Raw genomic sequence first — 14,714 nt, forward strand, 5'->3', positions numbered from 1 at the left:
CGGCGCCGGTCCGCCCTTGGGGCGGGTCGCCGGGACGCGCGACGTTGACAACCTCCGGGCCCCCTCTTATCTGTCGAGCGGTCTTTCCGAAAGGTCGGACTTTTCCAATCCGGCGCGTACCTCTGCCCGTCAATGCGGCGGTTTCGAGGCTTGCGCGCGATGCTTCGTCAATCAGACTGCCGGGTGTCGCCCGTGCTCACGCGGCGGCGCGGTCGGCAAGAATAAGGACCGCCACATGGCCGGCCTCGGCGCACTCGCCAAGAAGATCTTCGGTTCCTCCAACGACCGCCGCCTCAAGCAGTATCGGGCGCGGATCGCCGCGATCAACGCGCTTGAGGACGAGGTGAAGGCGCTCAGCGACGACGCGCTCAGGGCGCGCACCGAGAGCTTCCGCGAGCAACTGGCGAACGGCGCCAAGCTCGACAGCCTGCTGGAGCCGGCCTTCGCCACCGTGCGCGAAGCCTCCCACCGGGTGCTCGGCCAGCGCCACTACGACGTGCAGCTGATCGGCGGCATGGCGCTCAACGACGGCAAGATCTCCGAGATGCGCACCGGCGAGGGCAAGACGCTGGTCGCGACCCTGCCCGTCTATCTCAACGCGCTGACCGGCAAGGGCGTGCATGTCGTCACCGTGAACGACTATCTGGCCAGCCGCGACGCGGACTGGATGGGCCGCATCTACCGGTTCCTCGGCCTCAGCGTCGGCGTGATCGTGCACGGGCTCACCGACGAGGAGCGCAAGGCGGCCTATGCGGCCGACGTCACCTACGGCACGAACAACGAGTTCGGCTTCGACTACCTGCGCGACAACATGAAATACGAGCGCGGCTCGATGACGCAGCGCGGGCACAATTTCGCGATCGTCGACGAGGTGGACTCCATCCTGATCGACGAGGCCCGCACGCCGCTGATCATCTCCGGCCCGCTGGAGGACCGCAGCGACTTCTACAACACGGTCGACGCCTTCATTCCCCATCTCGACGCCGGCGACTTCGAGCTCGACGAGAAGCAGCGCTCCGCCACCTTCACCGAGGCCGGCAACGAGAAGCTCGAGACCTTGCTGCGCGAGGCGGATCTGCTGAAGGGCGACGGCCTCTACGACGTCGAGAACGTCTCCGTCGTCCACCATCTGCAGCAGGCGCTCAAGGCGCACAAGCTCTTCCAGCGCGACAAGGACTACATCGTCCGCAATCGCGAGGTCGTGATCATCGACGAGTTCACCGGCCGCATGATGCCGGGCCGGCGCTATTCGGAAGGGTTGCACCAGGCGCTCGAGGCCAAGGAGAAGGTACAGATCCAGCCGGAAAACCAGACGCTGGCCTCCATCACCTTCCAGAACTACTTCCGCCTCTACGACAAGCTGGCCGGCATGACCGGCACGGCCGACACCGAGGCCGAGGAATTCGGCGACATCTACGGGCTCGACGTCGTCCAGATCCCGACCAACCTGCCGGTCAAGCGCATCGACGACGACGACGAGGTCTATCGCACCGTCGAGGAGAAATACGACGCCATCGTCGAGCTGATCGACGACTGCAAGAGGCGCGGCCAGCCCGTCCTTGTCGGCACCACCTCGATCGAGAAGTCGGAACTCCTCGGCGAGCGCCTCAAGAAGGCGGGCTACAAGCAGGTCGACGTGACCGATCCGAACGCCTTCCGCCCGCTGATCGACAATCCCACCGACAGCAAGGCGGCGCGCATCTTCGCCGTCCTCAACGCGCGCTATCACGAGCAGGAAGCCTCAATCATCGGGCAGGCCGGTCTGCCGGGCGCGATCACCATCGCCACCAACATGGCCGGCCGCGGCACCGACATCCAGCTCGGCGGCAACCTCGACATGCGTCTCGACGCGGAGCTTTCCGACATGGCCGAAGGCCCGGAGCGCGACGCCCGCGAGGCCGAGATCCGCGCCGAATGCGAGGCCCGCAAGCAGGTGGCGCTCGCCGCCGGCGGTCTCTACGTCATCGGCACGGAGCGCCACGAAAGCCGGCGCATCGACAACCAACTGCGCGGCCGCTCGGGCCGTCAGGGCGATCCGGGGCATTCGAAGTTCTTCCTGTCGCTGCAGGACGACCTGATGCGCATCTTCGGCTCCGACCGCATGGACGGCATGCTGCAGAAGCTGGGCCTCAAGGAAGGCGAGGCGATCGTCCACCCCTGGATCAACCGGGCGCTCGCCAAGGCGCAGCAGAAGGTCGAGGCGCGCAACTTCGACATCCGCAAGAACCTTCTGAAGTTCGACGACGTGATGAACGACCAGCGCAAGGTGGTCTTCGACCAGCGTCTGGAGCTGATGGACGGCGAGGCGGTCGCCGAGACCGTCACGGACATGCGCCACGACGTGATCGAGGCGCTGGTCGCCCGGCACATTCCCGAAAAGGCCTATCCCGAGCAGTGGGACACCGAGGGCCTGCAGCAGGAAGTGCGTCAGATCCTCAACCTCGACCTGCCCGTCGTGGCCTGGGCGCAGGAAGAGGGCATCGCCGACGAGGAGGTGGTCGGACGCCTCAAGCGCGCCGCCGACGAGGCGATGGCGCGCAAGGTCGGCCAATACACGCCCGACATCATGCGGCAGGTGGAAAAGGCGGTGCTGCTGCAGACGCTCGACCACCTGTGGCGCGAGCATCTGTCGAACCTGGAGCACCTGCGCTCGGTGGTCGGCTTCCGCGGCTACGCCCAGCGCGACCCGCTGCAGGAGTACAAGACCGAGGCCTTCACGCTGTTCGAGAGCATGCTGGCCAACCTGCGTCAGGCCACCACCGCGCAGCTCATGCGCGTCGAACTGGTCCAGGAGCAGCCGCCGGAACTGCCGGGCGACGACGATCTGCCGCAGATGCAGGCGCGGCACGTCAATCCGCAGACCGGCGAGAACGAGTTCGAGACCGCGGCACTCGCGCAGGCCGGCGCAGCACCAGCCCGGCCGGAGCGCGACCCGAACGTGCCCGCCACCTGGGGCAAGGTCGGGCGCAACGAGCCCTGCCCCTGCGGATCGGGCAAGAAGTACAAGCATTGCCACGGCGCGCTGAACTGAACGGGACCCGATCCCGGGGCGCTGCCCGGCACGACATGCGCAAGCGGCGGATCTTCGAGATCCGCCGTTTTTTTATGCGCGTAACGCGCCGCCGGGCGACCGATCCGTGCCTCACTGCGCTTTGTTCGAAACTCCTTGACGACCCGGGAACCAACCCTTACGTGTTTTTCTCGTTCCATAAGTGCATGAATCGACGTCCGTTACGTGACGTCGACAGTGCGCGTCACGCTTCGCCGGAGGGTCTTTCCGGCTGACGCGACAGGCGTAACGGATGGGACGAACGTTACGGGACGCCAGGGGAGCGGTTGTCTCGCAACGATCAGGGGAGGAAGCATGCTGATCCGTCTGATCGACGGCCTCAACGAGGTCGTCGGACGCCTTGTGTGCGGTCTTGCGGTGCTGTTTGCCGCGATCATCATCTACGATGTGGTGATGCGCTATGCGTTCAACGCCCCGACGCGATGGGCCTTCGACGTCACCAAGCAGCTTTTCGGATTTTATTTCATCCTGCTCGGCGGCTACACATTGCGCCACAAGATGCATGTGCGCGTCGATCTTGTGATCAACACATTGCGGCCCGGCCTGCGGCGCGTCGTCGATGCCGCCGGCTACCTTCTATTCTTCCTGCCTTTCGCCTGGGTGTTCTTCGATCAGTCGTGGACCTTCGCCGCCCGCTCCTGGGCACAGGGCGAAACCACCTATGGCGCGGTGCAGCTGCCCGTCTATCCGCTCAAGATCGCCATGTGCGTGGCGGCCGGGCTGCTGCTCCTGCAGGGCATTTCCGAGTTTCTCAAGATCGTTTTGAACAGGGAAGAGCCCCTCCCCCATGACGCCTGAACTCATCGCCGCGTCCATGTTCGCCATCCTGCTGATCGGCTTGTTCATGGGCCATCCGCTCGCCTTCGTCCTCGGCGGCGCGGCCGTCGCCGGCACGCTGCTGGCCGGCAAACCGATGCTGCTCGGCATCGTGGTCAATCGCATCTTCGGCGACGTGCTGGACAATTACACGCTGATCGCCATCCCGCTCTTCGTCCTGATGGCGCGGTTCCTGTCCGATTCGGGCGTCACCGACCGCATGTTCGAGACGTTGCGCCTGCTGATGTCCAACGTGCGCGGCGGGCTGGCGCTCGCCGTCGTCTTCATCTCGATCCTGCTCGCGGCGACGACCGGGATCATCGGAGCCTCGATCACGGTGATGGGCGTGATGGCGCTCAGGCCGATGCTGCAATACGGCTACAGCGCCCGCCTGACGACCGGCGTGATCGCGTCGTCGGGCTGTCTGGGCATCCTCATCCCGCCCTCCATCATGCTGATCCTGATGGCCAGCTACTCGCCGCTCTCGGTGGGCGACCTCTTCGCCGGCGCCATGGTGCCGGGGATCCTGCTGGGCCTGCTTTACGCCGGCTATGTCGCCGTCATCGCCCGGCTGCGGCCCGAGCTCGCCCCCTCGGTCGAGCCGGAGGAGAAGGTCGGGCGCGGGGAACTGCTGCGGCTTCTGGCGATCGAGGCCGCGCCGCCGCTGGTGCTCATCCTCGGCATTCTCGGCAGTCTGCTGGCCGGCATCGCCACCGCGACGGAGGCCTCCGCCATCGGCGCGGCGCTGGCGCTCGCGATCGTGATCCTGCGCGGACGCTTCACCCTCGCCACCTTCTACGGCGCGCTCAAGGAGACCGGGCGCACCTCGGCGATGATCCTGTTCATCGTCATCGGCGCCACCGCCTTTACCGGCGTCTTCAACATCACCGGCGGCCTGCGCGCGGTGCAGGAGATCATTCGCGGCCTCGACATGGAGCCGTGGATGCTGATCGCCATGATGATGGTCATCGTCTTCCTGCTCGGCGCCTTTCTGGACTGGACCGGCATCGTGCTGCTGTCCTTCCCGCTGTTCCTGCCGATCGTCCAGGAGATGGACGTGAGCCTTCTGTGGTTCGTCGTCCTGATGGCGGTCGTCCTGCAGACGTCCTTCCTCACCCCGCCGTTCGGATACGCCCTGTTCTACCTGCGGGCCATAGCGCCGCGCAGCGTGGCGACGGGCGACATCCTGATCGGCGTCCTGCCCTTCATTGCGCTCATCGTGATGATGTGTCTGCTGGTGGCGCTGGTGCCCTCGCTGGTCACCTGGCTGCCGGGAGTTCTTTATGGAAACACCTGATTCGGGAGGTTTTTCGTGACACGCAGTTTCAAGTCGACATCCCTTGCCCTGGCGCTCACGGCGGTTTTCGCCGGCCCGGCGCTGGCGTCCCAGAGCTGGACGATGACCACGACCTGGCCGTCGTCCCTGGAGCTGATCGAGACGGACCGGCATTTCGTCGACCTCGCCAACAAGCTGACGGGCGACGAATTGACCATCGAGTTCTTCGAGGGCGGCAGCCTCGTGCCGGCCGGCGAGGTCTTCGGCGCGGTCGAATCGGGCACCATCCAGGCCGGCGGCGACTGGCCGGGCTACTGGGCCGGCCGCGATCCCGCCTTCTCCCCGCTCGCCACCACCGCGAGCCTGTTCAACGCCGTCGATTACGTGAACTGGATCAAGCAGTGGGGCGGCAACGAGCTCTACATGGAGACCTACGGCAAGTACGGCATGGTCTACCTGCCCTACGGCGTGACGAACAATGAGTCCGGTTTCCGCACCAACGAGCCGATCCGCAACCTGGAGGATCTTCAGGGCAAGCGGCTGCGCCTGTCGGGCCTGGAGCAGGGGCGCCTGCTGGAGCGGCTGGGCGGCAACCAGGTCTCCATGGCCGGCGGCGAGATCTACCAGTCGCTGGAGCGCGGCGTGATCGACGGCGCGGAGTTCTCCACGCCCAATGTCGACTTCTCGGGCGGCTTCCACCAGGTCACGCAGTATTGGTCGACGCCGGGCTGGCACCAGTCCGCCTCGGTCTTCGGCGTGATGATCAACAAGGCCGCCTGGGACGCCCTGTCGGAGGAAACGCGGGAGAAGCTCAGGATCGCCGCCGACGCGACCCTGCTGTGGTCGCTCGCCTTCACCGAGCGGCGCGCGAACGAGGCCTACGCCAAGTTCAAGGAAGCCGGCATCGAGATCACGCGGCTGGACGATGAAACGCTCGCCCGCATCCAGGAGATGGCGAACGAGGTGATCATCGAGACGGCGTGCGAAAGCGCCTCCTCGGCCAAGGTCTATCTCAGCCAGCTGTCCTATCTGGAGGACTATCGCGGCTGGCGCGAGGCCTCCGCGCCGTTCAACCTCGGCCGCACGCCGAACGGCCCGGACATCGAGAAGATCCGCGCCTGCGCCGGAGACTGAGGCTTTCGGCGACCGCGCGATTGCCGCGCGGACCCTGACGGATCGGCGGGCCCCTGGCCCGCCGATTGCGTTTTGCGGCCTGCTGGCCAGCGCGAAAGACCCGCCCGGCCACGGCGTGTGCTACATCTTCTCGACCGATCGGAACCGGCGAGAAGGCCAGGCCAGTGAAGACCACCCCGCAGCTGGAGGACATCGAGGACTGGCTGATCCGCGAGGCCCTCGGCCAGCCGGATATCGGCCAGATGTTTGTCGACATGTGCGAGCGGATGCTCGCGGCCGGCGTTCCGGTCGAGCGCGCCATGCTGTCCTGGACCACGCTGCATCCGCTGATCGAAGCCGAAACGGCGGTCTGGCTTCCCGGCGCGCCACCCGAGCGCGCGCAGCACGGCCATGACGATCAGGACACCGAAGACTGGCTCGCAAGCCCGATCCGGGCGATGCTGGTCGCGCGCGAGACGCGTCTACGGCGCCGCCTCACGACCGGGAATGCAAGCGACATCTTCCCCGTGCTCGCGCGGCTGCGACGCGAAGGCTTCACCGACTATCTGATCGTCGCCACACCGTTCCACCTGCCGAGCGTCAACGAATTCGGCACCTCGGGCATCATCGTTTCGTGGGCGACCCGCGCGACACACGGCTTTTCGGACGCCGCCATCGAGCAGATCGACTATCTGCAGATGCGCCTCGCGCTCGCGGCCCGCGCGAACATCCAGTCCCGGATCGCGACAACGCTGGCGGAGACCTACCTCGGCCGCCGCGCTGGTGCCCAGGTTCTCTCGGGGCGCATTCGCCATGGCGACGGCGAGGCAATCGACGCGGTCATCTTCTACAGCGACCTGCGCGGCTCGACCGCGCTCGCCGACCGGCTGCCGCCCGACGCCTATCTGGCGCATCTCAACGCCTATTTCGACGCGGCCGCCGGGGCGGTGATGGCCCAGGACGGCGAGGTGCTGGATTTCATCGGCGATGCGGTGCTCGCGGTGTTTCCCATCGGGACAGAGGGCATCGCCGGCGCCGCACGCCGGGCCCTGACGGCGGCCGAAGTGGTGCGCCACCGGCTCGCCGCGCGCCAGCCGCACACGCCGCATCCGCTGACCTGCGGCATCGCGCTCTCGGCGGGCGAGGTCACCTTCGGCAACATCGGCGTCGCCGACCGGCTGACGTTTTCGGTCATCGGCAGGACAGTGAACGCGGCGGCGCGCATCGAGGGCATGACCAAGCGTCTGACCCGGCCCGTGCTCGTGACACAGGAGATCGCACAGGCCGTGCCGGAGGTGGCATTCGACGCCCTCGGCCGCTTCGCGCTCGACGGCTTCGATGCACCGGTCGCGCTTTACGCGCCGCGGGCCGACAGTTAGACGCGGCCGCCCGGGGCGGTCGCCGCTGCCCCGAGCTCCTGCCCCCGACCCTTACTTGACCGTGACCAGCGCGCCGACCCGGACCCGGCTGTAGAGGTCCTCGACGTCCTCGTTCAGCATGCGGATGCATCCCGACGAGACGGCACGGCCGATCGACCAGTCCTCGTTGGTGCCATGGATCCGGTATTCCGTCGCGCCGAGATAAAGCGCGCGCGCGCCCATCGGATTGTTCGGCCCGCCCGGCATGAAGCGCGGCAGGTTGCGGCCCTTCTTGCGCTCGCGGACAATCATCTCCTGCGGCGGCGTCCAGCTCGGCCACTTGGCCTTGCGCGTCACCTTCTCGACGCCCTTCCACTCGAAGCCCTCGCGCCCCACGCCGATGCCGTAGCGCACCGCCTTGTTGCCCGGCAGCACGTAGTAGAGATAGCGGTCGCGCGTATCGACGATGATCGAGCCCGGCGCCTTCTCCGTGCGATAGCGCACGCTCGTGCGCTTGTACTTCTGGCGCACCACCTTGCCGGCGGCCTCCGGCGTGATCCGGTAGGTCTGCCAGCTTCGCGTCGTGGGATCGAAATAGCGCTCCGTCATCGCCTGGGCCGGCATCGCCGTCAGTCCCACCGTCAGTCCGGCCACAAGGCCCGCCGACGCGACGCACACCATCGCGGCCATCGCCCAAACGCCCAGCCGGCGAACCCCGGAACGGCAAAGCCCGGGCCGGAACAGTCCATGTGTCATCCTACGTCCTCCTCACATCGCACCCGGTCCGCGCGAAACCCGCCCGCCCCTCGGGCAGATCCACCAGCGACAGCCGACACGCCCGTCGCCCCGCCATCTCACGATCCGTGTCGATAGAGCCGGCAGTTTAACACCGCGTTACAGGCTTTCCTCGCCCCGGCAGGCGAGAAGCGTCTCGACATCCGATCTCTGTGGCAAGGGTGCAACAGCCCCGTACCCGCGCACCGACAGCGCGGCGGCCGCATTGGCGAAACGGGTCGCCGAGGGGCCGTCCGCGCCATTGAGCCGCGCGGCCAGAAAGGCGCCGTCGAAGGCATCGCCGGCCCCGGTCGCATCCACGACCTCGACCCGATGCGGCGCGACATGCGTCACGCCCGAGGCATCGGCATAAAGCGCGCCCTCACGCCCGAGCGTCAGCGCCACGCAGCCGGCGCCAAGCTCCAGAAACCGCTCGGCGATCGCCTCCGGCGCTTCGAGCCCGGTGAGCCGGCGCGCGTCCTCCAGCCCCGGCAGCACGACGTCGGCCTGCGCCACGCTCGCCTGCACGATGGCGCGCGCCCGCGCCAAAGGCCACAGCTCCAGGCGCAGGTTGGTGTCATAGGAGATCAGCCCTCCGGCCGCCCGCACCATGTCGATGGCGGCGAAGACCGCGTCGCAGGCACTCGGCGAGATCGCCTGGCTGATGGCGGAGACATGCAGCGCGCGCGTGGCGTGCAGGGCGGCGCGCGGCAGATCCCCGGGTCCGTACCGGCTCGCCGCCGATCCCGTCCGGCGGTAGGTGAAGGCGTGCCCCTCCGGCCCGTGCGTGACGAAGTAGAGGCCGGTGGGCCGCTGCTCGAACCGCCGCACATGCGTGTCCGCAACCCCTTCCGCCCGCCACATCTCCAGCAGGAGATCGCCGAAGGCATCGCCGCCGACCGCGCTCACCATCCCGACCCGGAGCCCCAGCCGGGCGGCGGCCACCGCCACATTCGAGGCATCCCCGCCGAAGCCCTGCAGATAGGCCCCGCCCGGCGCGCCCTGATTGAACTCCACCAGCCCTTCGCCAAGACACAGAAGATCCACGCCGTTTCCCGCCATTTTCATGCATCCCGAAGGAGAGCCGTCTCACGGAGCGCTTTTTGCCCGATCCCCGTTGTCGCCTTCTGCATGGGCGGCGCGGCGCGGCGATGTCAAGGCTCACCCTCTCGTCAGCAGGCCGAAGTCATGGCACAAGGCACCAAACGGTTGAGGGAAACACCATGACGGATGGATCGACACAGGCGTCGGGACAGATGCCGGGAACGGCAGGCACTCCGCCGCGCTGCCTGCCAATGACCGAAAGCGGCCCGGCGGACAGCATAGGCGCGCCGGTCGTCCTGCTGCACGGCTTCGGCGGCGACGCGAGCGGCTTCGCCGCGCTTCAGGAGCCGCTGTCGGCGGTGCGGCGCACCCTTGCCTTCGACCTGCCGGGCCATGGCCGGGCGCTCGACTGGCCGCAGCGCGGTGGCGCCGGCGTCGCGGCGCGGGCGGTGCGCGACAGCCTCGACGCGCTCGCCCTCGACCGGGTGCATCTGGTCGGCCATTCCATGGGCGGCGCGGCGGCCGCCCTCATTGCGCTCAAGGCACCGGAGCGGATCGCCAGCCTGACCCTGCTGGCGCCGGGCGGTTTCGGGCGGGAGATCAATGCCATGCTCCTGCGCCGCTACGCCGCCGCGCGCGACCGGGCGATGCTGGAACCCGTGCTCGAACAGTTCTTCGGCCTCGAGTTCGACCTGCCGCCGCTGGTCGTCGCGCAGGCCGCGGAGGCGCGCGCGCGGCCCGGCGTCACGCAGGCGTTGACGGAGATCGTCGAGACGCTGCTCGACAGCCGGACGCAGCAGACGCTGCCGGTCGGCTCGCTCGCCGCGCTCGAGGCACCCGTGAAGGTGGTCTGGGGCACGCAGGACAATGTGCTGCCGACCCGCCAGGCGCACAAGCTGCCCGGCACCATCGCCACCCATGTCTTCGACCGGGTCGGCCACATGCCGCATCTGGAAATTCCGGAGGCCGTGACCCGGCTGATCCGCGAGCAACTGGCCCACGGATAGGCGCGGCACGCACAAAAACGGCCGCGCGAGGGGCGCGGCCGCTGGATAATCGGGACCGGAACGGTCCGAAGAGGCTCAGGAAGCGCTCAGAAAGCGCTCAGGCCTTTTCGGCGGCCGCGCGCTCGATGGATTCGCGGATGATGCGCTTGGCGTCGTCCGGTCCGCCGAAGCCCGTGATCTTGACCCACTTGCCGGGCTCCAGATCCTTGTAGTGCTCGAAGAAATGCTTGATCTGGTCGACGGTGATCGCCGGCAGGTCCTCGATATGCGCGACATTGTCGTAGCGCTTGGTCAGCTTCGAGGAGGGCACGGCGATCAGCTTCTCGTCCATCCCGGCCTCGTCTTCCATGAACAGCACGCCGATCGGGCGGCAGTTCATGATGGCACCGGGCACGATCGGCCGCTGGTTGGCGACGATCACGTCGACGGGATCGCCGTCGCCGCACAGGGTGTGCGGCACGAAACCGTAGTTTCCGGGATAGCGCATCGGCGTGTAGAGGAAGCGGTCGACGTACATCGCCCCCGCGTCCTTGTCCATTTCGTACTTGATGGGCTCGCCACCCACCGACACCTCGACGATGACGTTGATGTCCTCGGGCGGATTCTTGCCGATGGGCACGGCGTCGATACGCATGGATCAAGCTCCTCGATTGGTCGTTGCGCGCTGTATCGCAAGCGAGCCGACCGAAGGCAAGCCGGAAATGGTGCACTGCAACTTAAGACTACCGGGGCCTTGACGACACCCGTTCAGGGCAGGTCCCAGGGCGGTTCGGCCGCCATGAGACGCAGGCCGCCGCCGCGCGATCCCCCGCCGCGGGCCACCAGCGGATAGTCCTCCTCCACCAGATAGGGCCCGCCGCCGACGCTGGCGCGCGAGGAGAACAGCACGAAGCGGTCGGCGATGAAGGGCTGCGCCTGGAAATCGCCGCGCTCGCTCAGCCAGCGGGCCACGTCGGCATTGGTGGAACTGCGGCACCGCGCGAGGGTGACATGGGGGATGTATTTGCGCCGCTCCGCCGGCAGCCGGAGCCGCTGCAGGATGCGCTCCTGTTCGGCCTGCAGGTCCATCAGGTCCTGCGTCGGCTCGACCCGCGCCCATACGGCATGCGGCTTGCCGTTGCCGAAGGAGCCGAGGCCGGTGAGGCGGATCTCGACCGGACGCCGCTCGATACGGGCGAAGGCATCGGCCACCTCGTCGGCCATGCGGTCGTCGATGTCGCCGATGAAGCGCAAGGTGATGTGGTAATTTTCGGGATCGATCCAGCGGGCGCCGCGCAGGCCGCCGCGAAGAAGAGAGAGCATGAGACCCGTGTCGGACGGGATCTCGAGCCCGGTGAACAGTCGAGGCATGGTCAGACCCTCCGCTGTCGCCGATGCCTCATCTCGACAGGGATTTGCCGGTCTTCGCAAGGGAAATCGAAATCGCGCGCCTTTTCAGGGTCTTTCACGCATCGCGCTGCAATGAACGCGCCGCCCCCGACCGGCGAAGGCGGCGCGTTCGAACAAGGCGGCGCGAATCACGGTGTGCGCCGCAGCGCCCTTAGGGGCAGGGGCTGCCGTGGTGTTGAAAGATCTCGGTGATCCGGTCCTCGATCTCGTCGGTGATGCGCACGTCGAGCGCCCCCAGGTCGTGCTCCAGCTGCGCGGTCGAGGTCGCGCCGAGGATGACCGACGTCAGGAAGCTGCGCGACCGCGCAAACGCGATGGCGAGCTGCGCCGGCGCGACGCCGAGATCGGCGGCGAGATCGAGATAGGCGTTGATCGCCGCCTCCGCGCCCGGTTTCTCGTAGCGCTGAAGCCGGTCGAACAGCGTCTTGCGCGCGCCCGCGGGCAGCGCGCCGTCGCGATACTTGCCGGTCAGATAGCCTTGCGCGAGCGTCGAATAGGCGAGCAGGCCGACGTTCTCGCGATGGGCGATCTCGGCCAGGCCCGTCTCGAAGGTCCGGTTGACCAGCGAATAGGCGTTCTGGATCGACACCACGCGCGGCAGGCCGAGTTTCTCGGCAAGGGCGAGATAGCGCATGGTGCCCCAGGCGCTTTCGTTCGACAGGCCGATGTGGCGGATCTTGCCCGCCTTGACCTGATCGGCGAGCGCCGACAGCGTCTCCTCGATGGGCGTTTCGTCCTCAAGCGGCTCGGGATCGCTCCAGACCGTCGGGTTGGAGCCGAAGCCGGAGACGTTCCGGTCCGGCCAATGCACCTGATAGAGGTCGATGTAGTCCGTCTGCAGGCGCTTCAGCCCCTTGTCGACCGCCTCCTGGATATCGGCGCGGGTCAGGCGGGCCGGCGCGCCGCTGTCGCGGAACCAGGTGTTGGTGGAGCGTCCCACGACCTTGCTCGCCAGAACGATCCTGTCGCGGTTGCCGCGCGCCTTCATCCAGCTGCCGATGATCTCGTCGGTGCGTCCCTGCGTCTCCGCCTTCGGCGGGATGGGATAGAGTTCGGCCGTGTCGATCAGGTTGATCCCGCGATCGAGCGCAAGATCGAGCTGCGCGTGACCTTCGGCTTCCGTGTTTTGTTCGCCGAACGTCATGGTGCCCAGCGACAGGCTGGACACGAAGACGTCCGTGCGTCCGAGACGACGCTTTTCCATATGCGTTCTTCCTTTGGGGGGACTGAAAAGGCGCGGGAGTGTTGCCCGCAAGACCCCGCGCGGTCAACCGCGCGACGTTTGTGGACTGCGGTCAACCGCGCGAAACTGAAAGGACGGTCACCCGCGCGCGGCCTCGACCTCGGCGATCAGCGCCTCGACCTTGGGCAGGATGCCTTCCACGATGAGCGCCACGCCGCGTTCGGTCGGATGGATGCCGTCGGCCATCACGGTCTCGGCCGAGATCGGGATGCCTTCGAGAAAATAGGGATAGAGCAGCGCGCCGTGCCGCTCCGCGATCTCGGCGAACATCGCGTCGAAGGCGGCGACATACTCGTCGCCCATGTTGCGCGGCGCGCGCATGCCGGCGACCAGCACCGGCAGGCCGCGTTCCGTCAACCGGCCGACGATGGCGTCGAGATTGCGGCGCGCCGCCGCGACCGGCAGGCCCCGCAGGGCGTCATTGCCGCCGAGTTCCACGATCACCGCGTCGGCCGCCTCGCCGACGGACCAGTCGAGGCGGGACAGCCCGCCCGACGTCGTGTCGCCGGACACACCCGCGTTGATCACCTCCACCGCATGCCCGCGCGCCGTCAGCGCCGCTTCGAGCTGCGCGGGAAACGCCGCCTCGGGCGGCAGCTGGTAGCCGGCGGTGAGACTGTCGCCGAACGCCACGATCCGCACCGGCTCGCGCGCCTGCGCGGGCGTCGCGACGGCGGCAAGCGCGAGACCGAGGCTCATGAAAACTGTAACGAAACGTATCACTGGCGGTGATCCTCTGGACGTGCAGAACGTAGGGTCCCATATCGAGCGCAACGCAAAAACCGCAACCCCGCGCACCGGCTCGCCTGTCGGAGCCACCCGGACAAGACGCCGCGCCCCGCGCCGCGCCCGCCACACGGCGGGTGTCGTGCGGTCGGACTACGGCCAGACTATAGGGTCATCCATGACGAACCGACCAGCCCAGGCTCCGCTCATCTCGCTGAAGGAGGTCCACCTCAGCCTCGGCCGGGACGCCGGGCGGGTGCACATTCTCAAGGGCGTCGATCTCGATGTCGCGGCCGGCCAGTCGCTGGGCATCGTTGGCCCCTCGGGCTCGGGCAAGTCGACGCTCCTCATGGTCATGGCGGGGCTGGAGCGTGCCGATGCCGGCGCGGTGATGGTGGGCGAGGAGGATCTGACGCGCCTGTCGGAAGACGCGCTCGCCCGGTTTCGCGGACGCGAGATCGGCATCATCTTCCAGTCCTTTCACCTCGTTCCCAACATGACGGCGCTGGAAAACGTCGCCATCCCGCTGGAACTCGCCGGGCGGCGCGATGCCTTCGAGGCCGCGCGCGCGGAGCTCGACGCCGTCGGGCTGGGCGAACGCATGTCGCATTACCCGGCGCAGATGTCGGGCGGCGAGCAACAGCGCGTCGCCATCGCCCGCGCGCTGGTCACCCAGCCGCCGCTCCTGCTCGCCGACGAGCCGACCGGCAACCTCGACGAAACCACCGGCGCGCAGATCGTCGATCTGATGTTTTCCGCCTCGCGCGAACGCGGCATGACGCTGGTGCTCGTCACCCACGATCCCGCGCTGGCCGCCCGATGCGACCGGACGATCCGCGTGCGCTCCGGCCACATCGAGACGGTGGACGCGCCCGAACGTCTCGTCGCGGGGGCCTGA

13 protein-coding genes are annotated in these 14,714 nt (G+C 67.7%); 7 read left to right on the forward strand and 6 right to left on the reverse strand.

From position 1 onward, the window contains the following. The first annotated feature begins 235 nt into the window (after nt 1-235). The 5 genes from secA to ABL312_RS16140 all read left to right on the forward strand — a co-directional run bounded on the left by secA (nt 236) and on the right by ABL312_RS16140 (nt 7,654). Nucleotides 236-3,031 carry a preprotein translocase subunit SecA gene (secA, locus tag ABL312_RS16120; RefSeq protein WP_349358417.1) on the forward strand — a complete coding sequence of 932 codons (2,796 nt, stop codon included), beginning with the start codon at nt 236-238 and terminating at the stop codon, nt 3,029-3,031. Nucleotides 3,032-3,364: 333 nt separating this feature from the next. Then, nucleotides 3,365-3,868 (forward strand): TRAP transporter small permease subunit, encoded by a 504-nt coding sequence (locus ABL312_RS16125; RefSeq protein WP_349358418.1) that lies wholly within the window; start codon nt 3,365-3,367, stop codon nt 3,866-3,868. Continuing rightward, a complete protein-coding gene (locus ABL312_RS16130) occupies nt 3,858-5,183 on the forward strand; it encodes a TRAP transporter large permease subunit (protein ID WP_349358419.1) in 1,326 nt (441 codons plus the stop codon). Before ABL312_RS16125 ends, ABL312_RS16130 begins: the two co-directional genes overlap by 11 nt. Nucleotides 5,184-5,198: 15 nt before the next feature. Next, entirely contained in the window at nt 5,199-6,296 is a 1,098-nt protein-coding gene (gene dctP / locus ABL312_RS16135) for a TRAP transporter substrate-binding protein DctP (RefSeq protein WP_349358420.1), read from the forward strand. A 164-nt stretch (nt 6,297-6,460) separates the two neighbouring features. Continuing rightward, entirely contained in the window at nt 6,461-7,654 is a 1,194-nt protein-coding gene (locus ABL312_RS16140; protein WP_349358421.1) for an adenylate/guanylate cyclase domain-containing protein, read from the forward strand. Between the two features lie 51 nt (nt 7,655-7,705). Here ABL312_RS16140 and ABL312_RS16145 read toward each other — a convergent pair whose 3' ends face one another. After that, nucleotides 7,706-8,389, reverse strand: a complete 684-nt coding sequence (locus tag ABL312_RS16145) for a L,D-transpeptidase (RefSeq protein WP_349358422.1) — start codon at nt 8,387-8,389, stop codon at nt 7,706-7,708. Between the two features lie 138 nt (nt 8,390-8,527). Beyond that, nucleotides 8,528-9,469 (reverse strand): sugar kinase, encoded by a 942-nt coding sequence (locus tag ABL312_RS16150; RefSeq protein WP_349358423.1) that lies wholly within the window; start codon nt 9,467-9,469, stop codon nt 8,528-8,530. 161 nt (nt 9,470-9,630) lie between these two features. Between ABL312_RS16150 and ABL312_RS16155 the strand changes: the two genes are divergently transcribed. Further along, complete coding sequence (locus ABL312_RS16155) at nt 9,631-10,458, forward strand: alpha/beta fold hydrolase (RefSeq protein ID WP_349358424.1); 828 nt, start codon at nt 9,631-9,633, stop codon at nt 10,456-10,458. A gap of 97 nt (nt 10,459-10,555) precedes the next feature. On the opposite strand, the gene ppa is transcribed toward ABL312_RS16155, so the two are convergent. From ppa to ABL312_RS16175, 4 genes are all read right to left on the reverse strand, one after another. Next, nucleotides 10,556-11,092, reverse strand: a complete 537-nt coding sequence (gene ppa, locus ABL312_RS16160) for an inorganic diphosphatase (protein ID WP_349358425.1) — start codon at nt 11,090-11,092, stop codon at nt 10,556-10,558. Nucleotides 11,093-11,205: 113 nt separating this feature from the next. Further along, the gene (gene thpR / locus ABL312_RS16165) at nt 11,206-11,808 is read right to left on the reverse strand and encodes an RNA 2',3'-cyclic phosphodiesterase (RefSeq protein WP_349358426.1); all 603 of its coding nucleotides are present in this window, start codon (nt 11,806-11,808) and stop codon (nt 11,206-11,208) included. Nucleotides 11,809-11,998: 190 nt separating this feature from the next. Continuing rightward, on the reverse strand, nt 11,999-13,051 hold the full coding sequence (locus ABL312_RS16170; protein ID WP_349358427.1) for an NADP(H)-dependent aldo-keto reductase: 1,053 nt from the start codon (nt 13,049-13,051) through the stop codon (nt 11,999-12,001). A 117-nt stretch (nt 13,052-13,168) separates the two neighbouring features. After that, nucleotides 13,169-13,789 (reverse strand): arylesterase, encoded by a 621-nt coding sequence (locus ABL312_RS16175; protein WP_349358428.1) that lies wholly within the window; start codon nt 13,787-13,789, stop codon nt 13,169-13,171. Nucleotides 13,790-13,994: 205 nt separating this feature from the next. Here ABL312_RS16175 and ABL312_RS16180 point away from each other — a divergent pair, with 205 nt between their 5' ends. Next, a complete protein-coding gene (locus ABL312_RS16180; RefSeq protein WP_349358429.1) occupies nt 13,995-14,714 on the forward strand; it encodes an ABC transporter ATP-binding protein in 720 nt (239 codons plus the stop codon).

The organism is Stappia sp., from assembly GCF_040110915.1.
Lineage (GTDB): Bacteria > Pseudomonadota > Alphaproteobacteria > Rhizobiales > Stappiaceae > Stappia.